The organism is Leptospira ryugenii (assembly GCF_003114855.1).
GTDB lineage: Bacteria > Spirochaetota > Leptospiria > Leptospirales > Leptospiraceae > Leptospira_A > Leptospira_A ryugenii.
The window spans coordinates 80344-97546 of sequence record NZ_BFBB01000003.1; the positions used below are offsets into that span (position 1 = coordinate 80344).

Consider the following 17203-nt stretch of genomic DNA (forward strand, 5'->3'; position numbering starts at 1 on the left):
TATACTGATTATTCATTCTCTACGCGATCTTCCCGAAATTTTTCATAATGGCATCTTTCGATAAATTTGAATGTAAATAAGTACGAGCTAAGATATCTGGACTGTTTCCCATAAACTCGGATACTGCTCCGATATCATTCCCATCTTTAATTTGATTTGTTGCGAAGGTATGCCTAAATAAGTAAGGATAGATTCTTCTTTTAAGAAGATTCTTAGATAATTTATTAACCATCTTTTCAATGGCGTTTACCGAAAGAGGGTCTCCGGTTACTGATTCGAATAGATGAGTCTTCCCTTCATAGGTTGATCGAATCTCTTCAAATAGTAATTTAGGAATTAAGATAAAACGAATTCGCTCCTGTTTTCCATTGATTTTAATTTCTATGTCACCATCTAAAGGTGCACAGTCTTTAAGCTTTATGCGTGTTATCTCACCTGGACGAATTCCAGTAGCCCAAAGGAATCTACATAAGACTCTCTGACGATCTGTAGCGTGTTTTACGATACGTTCCATTTCTGAGACCGTCAAAAGATCCGATTCCCTCAGTCTGTTATTCGGGATCTTCATTTTTATTGAGTCTTTAATAACTTTGTGTAAATATTCTACAAATCCTTCAAATTTAGGATTTCCAACTGTCGATAATTTAACAGCGAGCAATAAGGCGAATTTATCAGCCTTCAATGTTTTTGTGGAAATTCCTAACCTTCTTCGCTCTAATAAATAATTAACTAAAGTTTCAGGATCTATTTTTTTGCAATTTGTAGTTTTAAAGAAAAATAAAACTCTATTCTTGTCTCTCTTATTCAGGAGATTAAATTTAATTTTGTTATGCGATATACTTCTATTCATTGTTATACTAATCGTATAACCATGAGTCTAAAATTAAAAATTAGTTAGGTGATATTATCTCTAAATTAGGCTGAGGAATTCAAGTCCCTCCGCCCGCAGTTCTCATTAACATCCCACACAAACTCTCCTTCCTCTCGACTCCCTAGAAGAAGACTCCTCAGACCATCTGCATACCTTACGTTCCCTAGAAAGCTCATCTCGTCTAAGTATAGCTGGCTCCACTTAGGACTTATATAGTGGTAACTTCTAAAGGACTGCTTTAAGATATTATTCCTTGCTTCCGCTCCATTTGAGGATACTCCTTCTTTCGTCACCCACCTTTCTCTACTTAGGTTATACCTAGGATCATTACTCTTCTTACTATGATTCACCATCCTATGGTTCTTTCTATCCCAGATAAATGTGTAGCCTTCATCTGTGAAAAGTATGGTGTTCTTTGGTATCTTGTCATCTAAGTCTTTTGCGAGATACCTCTCATGGTTTAAGGGTATACTCTTATAAAAAGTCATTCCGTGGTTTATCCCTACTGTATGAACTAATACTCCCTTTTGTTCCCCTCCAAGTGAGTTACTTAAGTAGATAGATGAAGTTCCCGTCTTATACCGCCTACTTCGGTGTTTGTTGGCTCTTAGGCTGGAACTATAGAGCACTACACTATCCGCAACCGCAACAGGCTGATTCATAAGGGATTTTTTGAGGTCTCCTTCTAAGGGTAACCTTACCTCTTTACTTGCTTCCTCTAGTTCTTGGTAGAGTTGTTTCTTCAGGCTTACATTTAGAAGTGTGAGGAATACTTGGATTCGCTTCTTTAAAAAATAGGCAGTATTGTAGGGAAGGTTTAGCTTTCTTGCTATCTCTTGGGAGGTCACTACCTTAGGGTATTGGAGGATTTGATCCTGTAAGATGAAGGATATATAGGATAGAGGTAGTTTGGTATTCTGGAAGGGAGTATTGGCTGTTAGGCTGATTTGTTTATGGCAATGAGAACAGCGTGCCACGGATTCCCTTCCCTTTACCTTAAAGTAACTGAGCCTTGGGTCTTTTCTGGATTCTTTACAATCACATTGTTTGGGGAAAAGAGTTTGGAGGATATGGAGTGTTCTAAGAGTGTATTCCTTTCTGATGATAGGAGTATCTAGGATGTTGATATGCTTAGGGTATGGTCTATAGGTGTTAGGAAGGAACTTGGATAAGAGAGATGAGGGTGGGAGTGAATGAGAACGGCGAGAGGTAAATTTTGTGTGGCTTCTTGGGGAGGTTCTTGTCATTTTAAGGCTCTGGGCTTGTAAGTCTGTGGAATTGGATAGAATAGCAGTATTAGGGTGAATTTCTTTCGAATTGGTATTTATCATGCCTTGGTCTCCATTATACGATGCTTGGAGAACTGTCAAGGAAGAATGTACATAGGCATGAGTAATCGCTAAGAATCTTTGCTTTGGGCGAGTCCCCTACACTTCGTTACGGGGTCGGAGTTCTTCGGAGTCCGCTATTCGCTCCCGTCCCTCACCTCATTTCTGGTTGGCGGTGAGTGACCAAGTCCTCCGAGTTCCTCTCGCAGAGAAATAAAAATCGATATCCAAAATTTAATTTTGTTGCTCTCTTGATCGCATCTCTCTACGTTAGCTTTTTGATAGATTGCTACCCGTTATACGTTTACATTGTGCTATCAATTAAATTATCGTAGGTAAAAAACATGGCAGAAAACGAAACCGATTCAAATCAACAAGTTGATGATAAAAGCAAACTTACGCTCATAGAATTAGTTGGATGTATTTTATTAATTGTAGCTCTAAAAGATCTCCCTTTATTTATTTTATTATTCCCGATAGGTGTTATACTTTTAAGAAAAAAAATATTACTTTTATTCAAATCTATAAAAAAAACAGGAGAATATACATTAGGCAAAATGCTTTTATTTGGCTACATTATTTCTGCATGTATAATGATCTCTATAAAAACACCTGAGTTACTTTCCATAAGGGAAAAAAATCTTACTTATGAAGAAGGAAAAAAGTTAATCGAAATTGGAAATATAGACGAAGGTCTCACCAAATTAGAATCAATTAAAGATAGATTGAAGGATGAGGAACTATTACTTTATGAAAATACACTCCTAGCAATAAAAATACGTGCGAAAGAGAATATAAGGGAGATAAAACATTTTAACGACCTTTTGAAATCAATTACAGAAGAGCAGTTCTTATCCATAGAGGAAGGAAATTTTCTCAATTTAACTCCTAACAATGATTTAAATAAACTATTGAGCCAAACCTTAAAAAATAATAAAAAAATATGGACTCAAATGAAATTAGAACAATTGAAACTGGAAGAAATGAAATTAATTGTTGCAGAAAAGAAAGAAAGACAGAAGAAAATAGATAGTCACTTTTCTTATTTCAATGGCTCGAATAAACGTTTAGTTGAATATGTAAAGGATAGATTACATGATCCGAGTAGTTTTGAACATGTGAAAACTGTTTACAGCGATAAGGGAAAATATATTGATATAACTATGGCATATCGGGCAAAAAATGTTTTTGGTGGTCTAGTGCTAAATTCAATAAAAGCTCATCTCTATTTAGAAAATAACCATCTAGAAGTCTTTCAATAAACAAAAAAAAATGAAGAACTAAATTTTAAATTCGTCTAACATATACATTGCTGTCATTGGTAAAATTCGAAATCTTTCGAGATGACCAATGAACAAGTTTGGAAAAGAAAGCATGGTTCCCGATCCATTTCAAAATCGGGCAATGTATGTGATAGAGAAGGCTGGTTGAAAAAATGTAATTCCTCGTCCGTAATGATCAGCCTTAAATTGAAAGATCATCTTCAACCTGAAACTTTTTCTCTGTGATAATAATCTAATCTTTTCAGCAGAGAAATTTACTGTTCCCGCTCCTTCTTATTCATATCAGCCAGTAAGTCTTGAATTCCTGCAAATTGTTCGTAAATTGTAATTAACACATGTTTACCCTTACTGCTCAATGAAATTAATTTTTGACTTTTATCCTAAGGATTATCCTTTTCGATAATCAATTTCTGTTGAATCAGTCTTTTTATTATCTCTATTCCAGTGGAGTTATCTATAATATTCGTTTCAATTGCTTCCATTTTGGAACAGGACTTTAAATAATCAATGTGAGATAAAATTGCAAAATCATCTACGCCGAATAAACCATTGCTAGAGAGAACGGGCTTTACGAGGAGTCGGATAAATTTTCCTAATCTCCAAACTAGAAATGTTGGCTCGGAGGATAAGTAAGGAAATTTGTAGAGATCGTTCATTTTGTTATAATATTTACTTTAAGTAGAATCTTGAATTTTCTGATTGTTTTGCTGATTATCTTTTTGAAACGAGTTTTTCGTAATTTTGTAAGTTCCTCGACTTTTCCTTTACTTTGTTGATTTTTGAAAGATCGAATACTTGACTAGATATATAAGTTATACGGTTAAGATCAATTCCGTCAAAAATTTTGAATGTATAAAATAAAGATTCTACTACCATTTGATAAAATTTCAAGAGCAACAAATTCTCGATATCGTTCTTAACTTCTGAATTACTTATTTACATCTAGCTGTAGCAACGAAAAGGAAAAATACTACTCACGAAGGTGCAAAACACAAATTGATATATTTATATCGCAAAACACTTAGAATTCTCATGATAAAATTGGAGCTGGGATTGCCTCATCGGACTTGTGGAAATCCGACTAATGCCTCAGGCAAGGTATCCTAGAGGGAGAGGATTTTCCTATTATTATCAAGGTTTAAGGATAAATAGTAAAAAAACGGGATAATCTAGCTCAATGACTAATTCTTTCAATCTAATTGGTCTTCGAAATCCTACCCCATATACCTCAAACATTGAAAATTCAAATAACCAGTAGCGAGGAGACTGTACATTATAAGGAAGTTATTGTATAAAAATTTGATCAATCATTCAATGGAGCAATTCCCTACTTAGTTTCCTTTTTTTGAAGTAATTATCCAAGTAAGGCGAGTGGCTAGAGAAGCAAGTCAGGAAATCCGAAGCTGCCCCCCTTGCCGTTATTTTTAGTCTTTATTAAAATTATCCCTAATTAACAAATAGACAGAATTAACCTTTTGTTAGGTTATAGAAGCGAGAGCTAAAAACCCTTGCTTTATTTATGCATTGTGGAGAATATATGTCTGCTGACGATCAATTAACCAGAGGATTTACTCAAGCTTTACTTGAGAGAATTGGACATCCTTTCATAGGTTCATTTTTCTTTACTTTTATCTTAACAAACTACGACATTCTAATAGAATTATTTGTAAACATACAAGACCCTCTAGCTGTATTTTTTTTCAAAGACTCGCTTTATAGTGATTCGCTTTACCGAATAGGTTTACCAGCAGGAATGATGCTTGTTTTTCCTATATTCATTCAAAATTTAAGTGATATAGTTTATACTTACTTCAAAGAGAAAACTAATACTTACATTGAAAATCGAAAGGAAAAAGAGAAGCTCGAAATTCATCTAAATAACATTAAAAATCTTCAGCGTAAGCTGGAAAAGCAAATCGATTTAAATAATCAAATCACCAAACAATCTATTTCAATCATTGAAATCTTACTTAATTTATTAAAATCCCATGAAAAAAAACCATATTTACAAATTTTAGAAAGTAATGAATTACTCGAACAGGATGAGCTTGTCTCCTTCCTAACGAAAGAAAGTAAAATAACGTTTTTTAATAAAAATTTAACTTTTGTTGGAAGAGTATATTATAAAATTAATGACTACATATACATAGTTGAGTGTTTTGATGATGAACTATTAAAGAAATACCTTAAGATAAAATTAAAAGAAAAAATAGAACCTTTGCCTTGGAGTACTACCTACGTTGAAGTTGAAAGAAAAGGCGAATTTAATTTACGAGAAGAAAACAGCAGATCAATACGATTAATTTGTGCTAAACATCCTATTCAAACTGAATTCAAAATAGAAATTAATTCTATTAATAATCGAGAAATTAAAGAAAATCCCAATTTTTATCTCGAAAATATACTAAAAAGAAAAACACCGAAACCTATTGTTTATAAGAATAGATGGCATTATTTCAAAACATTCATATTTGGCAAAGAAGACGAAGAATAATCAAAGAGTATCCTTATTGAACACTATTGCTTCTTATTCTTACAATAGGGAGGACATATTGTAAAATATTGTCTTTCCATCCCATCGTCTATTCTATACAACTTACATCCTTCTACATTAAATAGGTCGTTATTATATTTCCTTTTCAAAGCAATTCGATCTCTTCCCATGGATACCTTAACTTTAACGCTTACTAGAAATAGAATAGCTCCAATTATTATCCTGACCTTTTCGTGACCTTATTCTGGAAAACGATCGCTCTAATTTTTATATTCGAAAATTAATTACAAATGTTAATTATCTACTATATGAAAGTAACTTAACTTAATATAAGACCAGTCATCTCAACCCTACGATATAATTTTCAAGCATTGAGTTTATAAAAACCCAGCTTTGTTATCCCATCCTAACGCAAAACTTAGCCGTTATTTTCTTTTAGAATTAATTAGCAGGTTATTTTTTTAGTTGACAAAAAGTCTGAGATCGTGATATTATCCCTGCCCCTTTTCAAACTAGAGAGAAGTTAGAGGCAAGGAGACCACTATATGTTTATAAGACGATTAAAGTGTATAAAGGGAAATTGATAACTATGGGATTTGCAAAAAAATGAAATTTCAGGTATCAAATTACTGATGGATGAATTCATCTAATTATCGGAAGCTAAATAAACTTTTCTCTTTTAACGAAGTGAATTCTTCACCAGAACTATACAAAATCAAAAAAGTAGACATTCGGGCATAGGCGATAGCTATGCTTATAGGCTATTTAAATTTAAGAAACGGCTATTACCTAAACGTAGACCAACAAAAGGCTTTAACAACATTGATAACTGAACCAAAAAATGTTATAGAAAGGGAATCCGCTTAACTGTAAGGTCGGGAATTGTCGATTTCTTTTCAGAAAAATATTTAATAAAAGAGAGGGTAATTCTATCGATACATTAAATGACAAACTAAAATTAGAGAGTATTGAAACAAAATACAAAAAAGAACTTCTACTTTGTAATACAAAAGAAGACTTCAGATCCAAACTATACGAAATAGATATTCAGCGTCGATCTGGTGAATACACAACTGCACTGAAATTCTGGAATGATAACCTAGAATTTATTCAGATCAAACTATTTAAAATATATTTAAAAAAGTTTCCTCTATCCCACAGAGAAGAATTTATCCTCTACGTGTTCAATGTCTTAAAACCATTCTTTTCTAACAAACTCTTCCAATCTTATCTCTATCGCTATATCCTTAACAATGGAAAAGTAGGAATAAATATCTTGAGCATAGATGCTTTAAAATTCCTAAAACGAAATGCGAAAAAACGAAATCCTATCGACTACAAAGTGTTTCTATTTTATTTTAAGGATCGATATCCAATTTCCGATCTGATTATTTCAAATTTAGATTTATACATCCGTATCCTAAAAAAGAATCTTCCAAAATTCAAAACAAATTATCGAAAACCACTCATTGATCATTATATCTCTGAGGTTAAAGATGAAGACTATTGGGCTCCGAAACTTGAATCTTATGAGAATAACAAGTTCTATTATTATCTTTTCCTTCGTGAAAAACTAAAACAATGCCTTCGTGAATCAGAAAACCAACTTAGAGAGAAATTAGGATACAAGCGAATTGGTGAAGGCAATGTCCAAGAACATACCCTATACAAAGAACTAATAAAAGTTATCGAACCAAAAAGAATCAAAAGGTGGTATCGACCCCAATGGCTCGGCGGACTCGAACTCGACTTTTATTTTGAGAAAGATGGCATTAAATACGCCATTGAGTATCAAGGTGCTCAACACGTTCGACCGATTGATTACTTTGGAGGAAAGCGAGCGTTCAGGAAACAGATTAAAAGGGATAGACTAAAGCTAAATCTTTGTATATCGAATAATGTTAAACTTCTTTATTGCTATTTTGACGACTCTGTTAAAGAGTTTATCAATTGGAAATTAAAAAAACAATTGAGCTCGAACACAACGAAAGTATGTTCTGGAGACTTCTCCTTGTTGTCAAAGAACATAAGCTATAAAAATCCTCTGAAGCAAAATCAAATTAGTAGCTCAAGAGATCGGAGAAAGTCACTCAGCCTTTAGTATCAGGTAATCTTATTTCAAGCAATTCAAAGCATCCAATTTCATTCTTCTAATTTACGGTTCCAAAGTTTTTATATCCAGCATTTTTGATAAAAAAATCAGCATCTTTGTTCGCTTACAGAAACTTACTAATCTCAGTGTCATTTTTATAACCATTTTATCTTCTGAAATTGGAACAAAATATGGGTGATTTTTAAATATTATTTCTGACCCATACAATTCGAAGTCAAAGTAAGTCTTTTCATTGTATATTTTAATTTTTTTGTTCTTAACATACCAACCATAAATGATGTACTTATTTTTTTAAGAAATGAAATCAATTTGTTATAGTCTTTTTCATCATAGAGAATAGCATATTTCATCTCAGAAACAATCAAATCATTCATTTTTATGAATTCTTTTTGTTCTTCTGGTATGTATGCAGAGTTATCTTTTTCTGAATCAAAAATTATAATACATATTTAGAGAATTAGAATAATAGGTATTATTAAAATAATTGTTCCACAACCACTCTTTGAATTTGAGCTAGAAAAATAGTTTCGATAAATTTCGTTCTTTGAATTTGATAAAGGAATTTGATTAAAAAATAAATTTTGCCCTGAATCTGGTTTTTCTTCACGAATAATTTTACGACCATCATTTTTGTCAGAATTCTTTTCTGGAATTTTCACATTTTTTTTCTTTTTCTTTCTCTGCTTTATCAATCGAATCTAAGTAATTTTTAAAATCGATATCAAGAATACACTTTGTCTTAGTTTTACATTTCGAACAATGAAAGTATCTTTCTTACGTTCTAACTTGATGAACCGACTCTGCATTAAGCATTGCATCTTTGTGTGAACGTGCGGGACAGAATAAACGATAATTTAACTTAATTCTCCCTGGATATTTTCCTAAATACTCCAGTTTTTCAATTTTTACTCAGATATTCTTTTTTATTTTTGCATCGCTTATCTTAATTTCTGGCATGCAAGAGATCACTACCTATTCATTAATTAGAAAATATTATCGCTGTTACGCAAAGACTTTTTTGTATTCATCAAAGAAATATAATTTTCTGATTTAAATTCTCAAAATTTGTATTTTAGAAAATTCAAGTTTGAAAAAATAAGAAAAATTTCCATGGATTTTTACTTTTTTGTCCTACCTATCAGGTTAAATTAAAATAAATGGTTTTTACTTGAATTCAACAAGCTGACAGATGAAATGTGGGAAAATCGACTATTTTTATTCTTTTTAGGACTCTAAATGGCAAAGCCAAAGAAAGCATCAACAACAGCAAATATCGGTTTTGAAGAAAAACTCTTCACGATGGCAGACAAACTCCGAAATAACATGGATGCTGGGGAATACAAACATGTCGTTTTAGGATTAATTTTCCTCAAATACATTTCTGACAGTTTCATGTCCCTCCATGCTGAGCTAAAAGCTGATGTTAAGAATGGCTCAGACCCAGAAGATCGGGATGAATATACCTCGAAGAATGTCTTCTGGGTGTCTGAAAAGGCTCGGTGGGACTACATCCAGAAGAAAGCCAAAGAACCTTCGATTGGAAAAATCATAGATGATGCGATGGACATTATAGAAAAAGAAAATCCCAAGTTAAAGGGTGTTCTCAATAAAAACTATGCACGTCCAGACCTAGACAAAACCAAACTGGGAGAGCTCGTAGACCTCGTTGGAACCATTGGTCTAGGCGATAAAGAGAACCGCTCCAAAGACGTACTAGGAAGAGTTTATGAATACTTCCTCACAAAGTTTGCCTCTGCCGAAGGAAAACTTGGAGGTCAATTCTACACACCTGCCAGTGTTGTTCGACTTATAGTAGAAATGTTAGCACCTACCAAGAACCAGTCGGTCTATGACCCAGCTTGTGGTTCTGGTGGGTTCTTTGTTCAGTCAGAGAAATTCTTAGAACACCATGCAGGAAGGATTGGTGACATTGCCGTCTATGGGCAAGAGTCAAACCCTACGACCTGGCGACTCTGTATGATGAACCTAGCGATTCGAGGAATCGAAGCGAACCTAGGCAAAGAACCAGCAGACTCCTTCTTAAAAGACCAACACCCTCATGAGAAGTTTGATCTAGTTATGGCGAATCCTCCCTTCAATATGAAGGAATGGGGTCAGCCTTCCTTACTCAATGATAAACGATGGGTGTATGGGATTCCTCCCGCCAATAATGCAAACTATGGATGGGTGCAACACTTTATCCACCACCTAAAGCCAAACGGAATGGCAGGTTTTGTCTTGGCGAATGGTTCTATGTCTTCTAATTCTTCTGGGGAAGGGGAAATCCGTAAGCAAATCGTGGATGCGGACTTAGTGGATTGTATGGTGGCCATGCCTGGTCAACTTTTCTATTCTACCCAAATTCCTGTTTGCATTTGGTTTCTCACTCGCAATAAAGATAATCCGAGGTTTAAGAATCGAAAAGGGAAAACTCTATTTATCGATGCCCGAAAGATGGGAACCCTCGTGGATCGAGTCCACCGAGAATTAACAGAAGAGGACTTAACAAAAATTACTGAAACCTATCATGCATGGAGAGGGGATAAGGACTGCAAAAAGAAATATGAGGATGTTAAAGGTTTCTGCAAATCAGTGGAACAAGCAGAAATCGTCGAGCATGGCTATGTATTGACTCCAGGTCGCTTTGTCGGTGCAGAAGAACTAGAAGAGGATGGGATCGACTTTGAGGAAAAGATGAAAGGACTGACTGTAAAACTCAAAGAGCAAGTAACTCAATCTGATAGGCTAACAAAAGAAATATTCAAGAATTTAAAGGTGCTTGGATATGGCGATTGAATGGAAAACTTATAAATTGGGAAGGGATGCTGTCACAAAATTAGGTGATGGACTTCACGGTACTCCAATTTATGACACTAAGGGAGGTTACTTTTTTATCAATGGGAGCAATCTAGTTGAGAGAAAAATTGTAATCGATTCAAAAACAAAAAGAGTAAACGAGAAGGAATTTGACAAATACAAAAAAGACTTATCTGAAAGGACAATATTGCTCGGTATTAATGGTACAATCGGAAATGTTGCAATTTATAATAATGAAAAGTGCATTTTGGGAAAGAGTGCAGCATATTTTAATATAAACGAATATTTTGATAAGAACTTTATATTTTATCTTTTTATAAGCGACCATTTCCAGAACTATATAAAAAACAATGCAACTGGTACTACAATTAAAAACGTAGGTCTCGGCTTACTTCGTGATTATGAATTTTCTGCACCACCCCTCCCCACCCAAAAAGCCATAGCCCATATCCTAGGAACGCTAGACGACAAAATCGAACTCCTTCGCCAAATGAATGAAACCCTAGAGGCAATGGCAAGAGCCATATTCCAATCTTGGTTTGTGGACTTTGACCCTGTGCGTAAGAAAGCAGATGGATTGCCTACAGGTTTGCCAAAAGAAATTGAAGACTTGTTTCCTAGCGAGTTTGAGGATTCAGAGTTAGGCGAGATTCCGAAAGGTTGGAAGGTGGGAAAACTGGGGGATGTCGCCAGTATTAGGAAAGAAGCAATTACTCCAATGAAAAAACCTGAGGAAATTTTCAAACATTATAGCCTTCCTTCTTATGATGAAGGTAAAAATGCTAAACTTGAATCTGGAAATACCATACTTAGTAATAAGTACCTTGTTAGAATAAATGATATTCTACTTTCGAAATTAAATCCTAGAATAAAACGGATATGGTTTATTAAAGAAGATATTCTGAATTCAATATGTTCAACAGAATTCCTCGTATTTACTTCTAAGATTAAAACGCAACATTCCTTTCTATTTAGTCTTCTTAATGAGGATTCCTTTTATGAGAAAATTGAAGGTTTGGTAAATGGAACATCTGGTAGCCATCAAAGAGTTAAGTCCGAGGATGTATTAAATCTAAATATTTTAATTCCTAATATTCATTTATCACAAACTTATGAAAATTTAGCCTCTCCACTGTTTAAAAAACAAAATGAAAACTTATTAGAAATTCAAACATTATCGTCCTTTCGAGACATACTTCTCCCAAAACTAATCTCAGGCGAACTCGAACTTTCTGATGATTCTATCTCTAAGATTCTGGAATCTGCCAAATGACAGCAAATCTCACTGAAGCAGATGTAGAACAAATAGCCATTGATCTTTTCAAAGAACTTGGTTATGACTATTTATTTGGAAAGGACATCCTTCCTGAAGAGCCATCTGCCCAAAGAGAAAATCTAAACGAATCTTTCCTTCCTTTTATCCTGAAAGCGTCACTTTCCAAACTAAATCCAACGATTCCAGCGGATGGGATCGAGGAAGCTTTTAGAAAAGTAACTCGTATCTCCTTTCCTACTACCCTTGCTTGCAACCATGAATTTCATAAGCTTCTTACTGAAGGAATTGATGTTACCTATAAGGGAAAAGAACGAATCGTTACCGAAAAGGTAAAACTCATAGATTTTGAAAAACCCAATCAGAATCAATTTCATGTTATCAATCAATTTACGATAATAGAAGGTCAAAACAACCGAAGACCAGATTTACTTATCTTTGTGAATGGTCTTCCACTTGGAGTCATAGAACTCAAAAATCCATCTGACCACACAACAACGATTTGGTCAGCATATAGCCAGTTGCAGACCTATAAAGAGCAAATCCCTGGTCTATTTACCTTCAATGAAGTTCTCATTATAAGTGATGGATTAGAAGCTAGAATTGGTTCGATTTCGGCAGACAAAGAAAGATTTGCCGTTTGGAGAACCATCGAAGGAGAAAAACTTGCTTCGAATTCTATGTCTCAATTGGAAGTCATGATCAAAGGTGTTTTTGAAAAGAAACGCTTCCTGGATCTTATACGATTCTTTACTGTATTCGAGAAAGAAGATAATGGTTCCTACGTAAAGAAAATTGCAGGCTACCACCAGTACCATGCGGTGAACACTGCGATTAAACAAACGATAGAAGCAAGTAAGCCTAAGGGTGATCGTAGAATCGGAGTTGTATGGCATACGCAAGGATCAGGAAAATCCTTAACTATGACCTTTTTTGCAGGTCGGGCAATCCTTGAACCAGAGATGCAAAATCCAACAATCGTAATTATAACAGATAGGCAAGACTTAGATAACCAATTGTTTGGAACCTTTTCCAATTGTAAGGAACTACTTCGCCAAACACCCATTCAAGCAAACGACAGAAATCATCTTAAAGAGCTCTTATCCGTAGCATCTGGTGGAGTGGTGTTCACAACGGTGCAAAAGTTTTTTCCAGAAGAAAAGTATGATACCTACCCTCTACTTTCCGAAAGAAGAAACATTATTGTCATGGCTGATGAAGCTCATCGTAGCCAATACGATTTCATAGATGGATTTGCTCGGCATATGCGTGACGGACTCCCTCATGCTTCCTTTATTGGATTTACGGGAACTCCAATCGAATTAAGCGACAAGAATACCAGAGCGGTTTTCGGCGAGTATATCAGTATTTATGACATCCAAAGAGCTGTATTAGATAAAGCAACAGTTCCTATCTTTTACGAAAGCCGACTTGCTAAGCTAGAATTAAAAGAATCAGAAAAACCAAATATTGATCCTACATTTGAATCCATCACGGAAGATGAAGAAGAACGAGACAAACAAAAACTCAAATCAAAATGGGGAGCGATTGAGGCGTTAGTTGGTGCTAAGAATCGACTGAAACTCATAGCAAACGATTTTTCAAAACATTGGCAGTTGCGATTAAATGTCATGGAAGGGAAAGCTATGATCGTCACCATGTCGAGGCGAATTGCAATAGATCTTTATAATGAAATCATTAAACTTCATCCTGAATGGGAAAGTGATGATGACAACAAAGGTGTGATCAAAGTCATTATGACAGGTTCAGCGACAGACCCTCCCGACTGGCAGAAGCATATCCGCAATGGGAAACGAAGAAAGGATTTAGCAGAAATTTTTAAAAACCCAAAATCATCATTCAAAATAGTGATCGTACGTGATATGTGGCTCACAGGATTCGATGCACCTAGTTTAAATACAATCTACATCGATAAACCAATGAACGGACACGGACTCATGCAAGCTATTGCCAGAGTAAACCGAGTCTTCAAGGATAAAGCTGGTGGACTTGTTGTCGACTATATTGGAATTGCAGATAGTCTAAAATCTGCTCTTGCCCTCTACACTCAGTCAGGCGGGAAAGGATCTACAGCAATTGATCAAGCGGAAGCAGTTGCCGTCATGTTGGAAAAATACGAAATCGTGAAAGGTTTATTTCATGGATTTGATTATAGCATTTGGCTCACAGGATCACCAAAAGACCGATTGAACCTCCTCCCATTGGCGTTAGAACATATCCTCTCTCAAGAAGATGGAAAATCTAAATTGCAGAAAATGGTGACAGAACTTACGCAAGCCTTCGCATTGTCAGTACCTCACGATAAAACAAATGAAATCAGAGATGAAGTCGCCTTCTTTCAAACGGTAAGATCCGCATTAACAAAGAAGTCAGGTGAGGAGAAAAAAAAGTCACCTGAAGACATAGACTATGCGATTAGGCAATTGATTGCAGGTGCAGTATCCTCGAATGAAGTCATAGATATCTTTTCAGCGGTTGGACTCAACAAACCTGATATTTCCATTCTCACTGATGAGTTTCTGGCAGAAGTCCAAGGTATGCCTCAAAAAAACCTAGCGGTGGAACTACTCCAAAAGCTTTTAAAAGAAGAAGTAAGTAAAATGAGTGGCAAACGAAATATTGTTAAAACCCGCACATTTTTAGGAATGCTAGAGACATCACTCAAGAAATACCAAAACAGAGCTATAGAAACTGCACAAGTCATAGAACACCTAATCGAACTCGCAAAGAAAATGAGAGAAGAATCTAAAAGGGGTGCAGATCTGGGACTATCCGATGACGAAGTCGCTTTCTATGATGCACTATTAGAAAATGAATCTGCTGTCCGAGAAATGAAGAATGATGATATCAAAATTATCGCTAAGGAATTAGTTAAAACTCTCAAAAGTAATCTTAAGATCAATTGGTCTGAGAGAGAACAAGTCAAAGCATTGATTCGTGTTAACATTAAGAAAATTTTAAAGAAATATGGCTACCCACCTGACATGCAAGCAAAGGCAACTGCACTTGTGTTAGAGCAAGCTGAGGAGTTATATGGTGATTGGGTAGAGGCGGAGGTTGCATGAGTTCACTAGACTTGCTTTTCGAAGATGATGAAGAAAAAGAATTATTTAAATTGATCGAAGTTGGGAGAGGTAAGAAGGAAAATGTTTCAAGTGCCTCAAAATTATTACCAGCAATTAAAACAATTTATGCATTTAAAGGTAAAGACTTTACATTTCGTATACTCGAGGATGATAACTTATCAAATTTATTTTCAGATAGGCACTGCCTTTTCCTCCCGAAATACTTAGTGCAGTTCCTTAAGGATCTATACGCTCAAGAAAAATATAGTAATCATTTAGAACCATGGTTTTCACCCGCCTCTATGAGTATCTTATTAGATTTAGGTAAAACCACCGCAATCTCTAACAATAAAGGTGAAATTGAGCAATTAAAGAAAATAATCACCAATCACTTATTGGAGATTGTCAATACAGATGTTATAGATTTTTTAAACACCACGAATACTGCTTTCGATTTAATTACTTCACTCTCTCCTTTGGGAGTAAAAACACGAAATGACAACGTAATACAATCAAGCGATTTATCAACTCAAATCATTATCAAGTCGTGCAAACTGCTCAGTCATGATGGTACTGCAGTCTTTTTAGTTACAAATAGTTTTTTTGCAAACAAATCCAGGAATGAGAAATTACTAAACGAAGATGGAATCTTTATTGATGCTATATTCGCACTTTCAGAAAAAACTTTCACCAGTATTAGCATCCCAACCAACCTAATCATTTTTAGAAGGAAATCGATTGATAAAATTTTTCTTACAGAGCTTACAGATAATCAGGACAAAAATCAGGTTATACTTACTAACTACTTTGAAAGAAAAAATGATTTATCAAACATATTCTATATTAGACCTAATAGTTATAGCGGAATAGAAAATCATCACATAAAACTACAGATCGAAAAACTAGAGACCCAATATAAAGTATTTAGCCAATTTACTTTTAGAGACTTAATTTTAGATTTACATCTAATATCTTCTGATAGAAGTATTGTCGAAAACAAAAACTCAATCTTCATACAGAGAAATCAAATAATCCCCTTTAAAGCTTATGAAAAGTTAGATCATAGCTTAGAAAGGTGGCTTCAAATCATTCTTAACGAGAAAGTTCTCTCAGACTATATATATTTATTTTTTCAATCAGATTTGGGGAAGCTAATCTTAAAGTCTGTCCATAAAAAAAACTTAACTCTAACACCACTAAGTATAGAGGAGCTCAAGGAAATTCCAGTTGCAATACCTACCTTAGAAGAACAGAAGAATATCATAAATATTCAAGAAAAATTAAGAAATCTTAAAAATACTATCGAAGATTTCGAACAAGAGCTAGCTCTAAACCCAACCACTTCATATGAAGTATTAACTCAATTAGACTCAATATCGGAAGTGCTTGGAACAGCGACCGATGCTGATAAAATGTATAGTCTTATCAGGACTGGCGAATCTAAGATTCTTGAATTCAAGCAAACTCTTAGTATGGATATAGTAAATTTAAGAAAAGAAGTCTATATTGAAGATTCAGCTTTCAAAACAATTGTCGCCTTTCTTAATACAGATGGAGGAAAATTATTGGTAGGAGTGACGGATTCTGGATCTATTTCGGGTATCGATGAAGAGATTAGATTATTACACAAGAACAGCCAGGATGATTTTTTGTTGTATTATAGAAATGTTCTTAAAAACAGGATAGGCGAAGCTTTCTATCCGTTAATCAAAGAACATATTATACTTTGTGAAAAGAAAAAAGTCTTAATGATCGAATGCTCTCCCTCGGAAGAACCTTGCTTTTTAAAATCTAAAGATAAAAATAATAATTTAGATGAAACTTTCTATGCAAGATCTCCTGCCTCATCCGAAAAACTGACAGGAAAAAATTTAACCGAATACGTTAGAAATCATAAACGATTCACTCGATAACTTGGCAATATAGTTGCTCTCAATA

General features: G+C 34.6%; 11 protein-coding genes. 7 read left to right on the forward strand and 4 right to left on the reverse strand.

Features of this window, described 5'->3' with window-relative positions; genetic code table 11:
- Positions 1-19: 19 nt before the first annotated feature.
- Together DI060_RS04700 and DI060_RS04705 are read right to left on the reverse strand one after the other, a co-directional pair.
- A complete protein-coding gene (locus DI060_RS04700; RefSeq protein ID WP_108974289.1) occupies positions 20-850 on the reverse strand; it encodes a tyrosine-type recombinase/integrase in 831 nt (276 codons plus the stop codon).
- Positions 851-915: 65 nt separating this feature from the next.
- Entirely contained in the window at positions 916-2202 is a 1287-nt protein-coding gene (locus DI060_RS04705) for a transposase (RefSeq protein WP_244594286.1), read from the reverse strand.
- 341 nt (positions 2203-2543) lie between these two features.
- On the opposite strand from DI060_RS04705, the gene DI060_RS04710 reads away from it, so the two are divergent.
- Positions 2544-3461, forward strand: a complete 918-nt coding sequence (locus DI060_RS04710) for a hypothetical protein (RefSeq protein ID WP_108974291.1) — start codon at positions 2544-2546, stop codon at positions 3459-3461.
- Between the two features lie 1558 nt (positions 3462-5019).
- Positions 5020-5976 carry a hypothetical protein gene (locus tag DI060_RS04720; protein ID WP_108974295.1) on the forward strand — a complete coding sequence of 319 codons (957 nt, stop codon included), beginning with the start codon at positions 5020-5022 and terminating at the stop codon, positions 5974-5976.
- 23 nt (positions 5977-5999) lie between these two features.
- Here DI060_RS04720 and DI060_RS19380 read toward each other — a convergent pair whose 3' ends face one another.
- On the reverse strand, positions 6000-6146 hold the full coding sequence (locus DI060_RS19380) for a DUF4884 domain-containing protein (RefSeq protein ID WP_476737848.1): 147 nt from the start codon (positions 6144-6146) through the stop codon (positions 6000-6002).
- A gap of 1010 nt (positions 6147-7156) precedes the next feature.
- Between DI060_RS19380 and DI060_RS04725 the strand changes: the two genes are divergently transcribed.
- Complete coding sequence (locus tag DI060_RS04725; protein ID WP_108974297.1) at positions 7157-8077, forward strand: hypothetical protein; 921 nt, start codon at positions 7157-7159, stop codon at positions 8075-8077.
- Between the two features lie 461 nt (positions 8078-8538).
- Here DI060_RS04725 and DI060_RS04735 read toward each other — a convergent pair whose 3' ends face one another.
- Positions 8539-8748 (reverse strand): hypothetical protein, encoded by a 210-nt coding sequence (locus tag DI060_RS04735; RefSeq protein ID WP_135354991.1) that lies wholly within the window; start codon positions 8746-8748, stop codon positions 8539-8541.
- A gap of 577 nt (positions 8749-9325) precedes the next feature.
- Between DI060_RS04735 and DI060_RS04740 the strand changes: the two genes are divergently transcribed.
- Genes DI060_RS04740 through DI060_RS04755 form a run of 4 tightly spaced genes read left to right on the forward strand, consistent with a single transcriptional unit; the run spans position 9326 to position 17178 of the window.
- Positions 9326-10885 carry a class I SAM-dependent DNA methyltransferase gene (locus DI060_RS04740; protein ID WP_108974303.1) on the forward strand — a complete coding sequence of 520 codons (1560 nt, stop codon included), beginning with the start codon at positions 9326-9328 and terminating at the stop codon, positions 10883-10885.
- The gene (locus DI060_RS18910; RefSeq protein WP_167836919.1) at positions 10875-12179 is read left to right on the forward strand and encodes a restriction endonuclease subunit S; all 1305 of its coding nucleotides are present in this window, start codon (positions 10875-10877) and stop codon (positions 12177-12179) included. Before DI060_RS04740 ends, DI060_RS18910 begins: the two co-directional genes overlap by 11 nt.
- Positions 12176-15265, forward strand: coding sequence for a type I restriction endonuclease subunit R (locus DI060_RS04750; protein WP_108974305.1), 3090 nt, complete (start codon positions 12176-12178; stop codon positions 15263-15265). The genes DI060_RS18910 and DI060_RS04750 overlap by 4 nt, the downstream gene beginning before the upstream one ends.
- Positions 15262-17178 (forward strand): RNA-binding domain-containing protein, encoded by a 1917-nt coding sequence (locus DI060_RS04755; protein ID WP_108974307.1) that lies wholly within the window; start codon positions 15262-15264, stop codon positions 17176-17178. Before DI060_RS04750 ends, DI060_RS04755 begins: the two co-directional genes overlap by 4 nt.
- Positions 17179-17203: the final 25 nt, after the last annotated feature.

Coding starts and splice junctions, on each gene's coding strand:
- DI060_RS19380 (WP_476737848.1), bottom strand. CDS start 6,146: ATGGGAAGAGATCGAATTGCTTTGAAAAGGAAATATAATAACGACCTA.
- DI060_RS04750 (WP_108974305.1), top strand. CDS start 12,176: ATGACAGCAAATCTCACTGAAGCAGATGTAGAACAAATAGCCATTGAT.
- DI060_RS04710 (WP_108974291.1), top strand. CDS start 2,544: ATGGCAGAAAACGAAACCGATTCAAATCAACAAGTTGATGATAAAAGC.
- DI060_RS04740 (WP_108974303.1), top strand. CDS start 9,326: ATGGCAAAGCCAAAGAAAGCATCAACAACAGCAAATATCGGTTTTGAA.
- DI060_RS18910 (WP_167836919.1), top strand. CDS start 10,875: ATGGCGATTGAATGGAAAACTTATAAATTGGGAAGGGATGCTGTCACA.
- DI060_RS04755 (WP_108974307.1), top strand. CDS start 15,262: ATGAGTTCACTAGACTTGCTTTTCGAAGATGATGAAGAAAAAGAATTA.
- DI060_RS04700 (WP_108974289.1), bottom strand. CDS start 850: ATGAATAGAAGTATATCGCATAACAAAATTAAATTTAATCTCCTGAAT.
- DI060_RS04705 (WP_244594286.1), bottom strand. CDS start 2,202: ATGATAAATACCAATTCGAAAGAAATTCACCCTAATACTGCTATTCTA.
- DI060_RS04720 (WP_108974295.1), top strand. CDS start 5,020: ATGTCTGCTGACGATCAATTAACCAGAGGATTTACTCAAGCTTTACTT.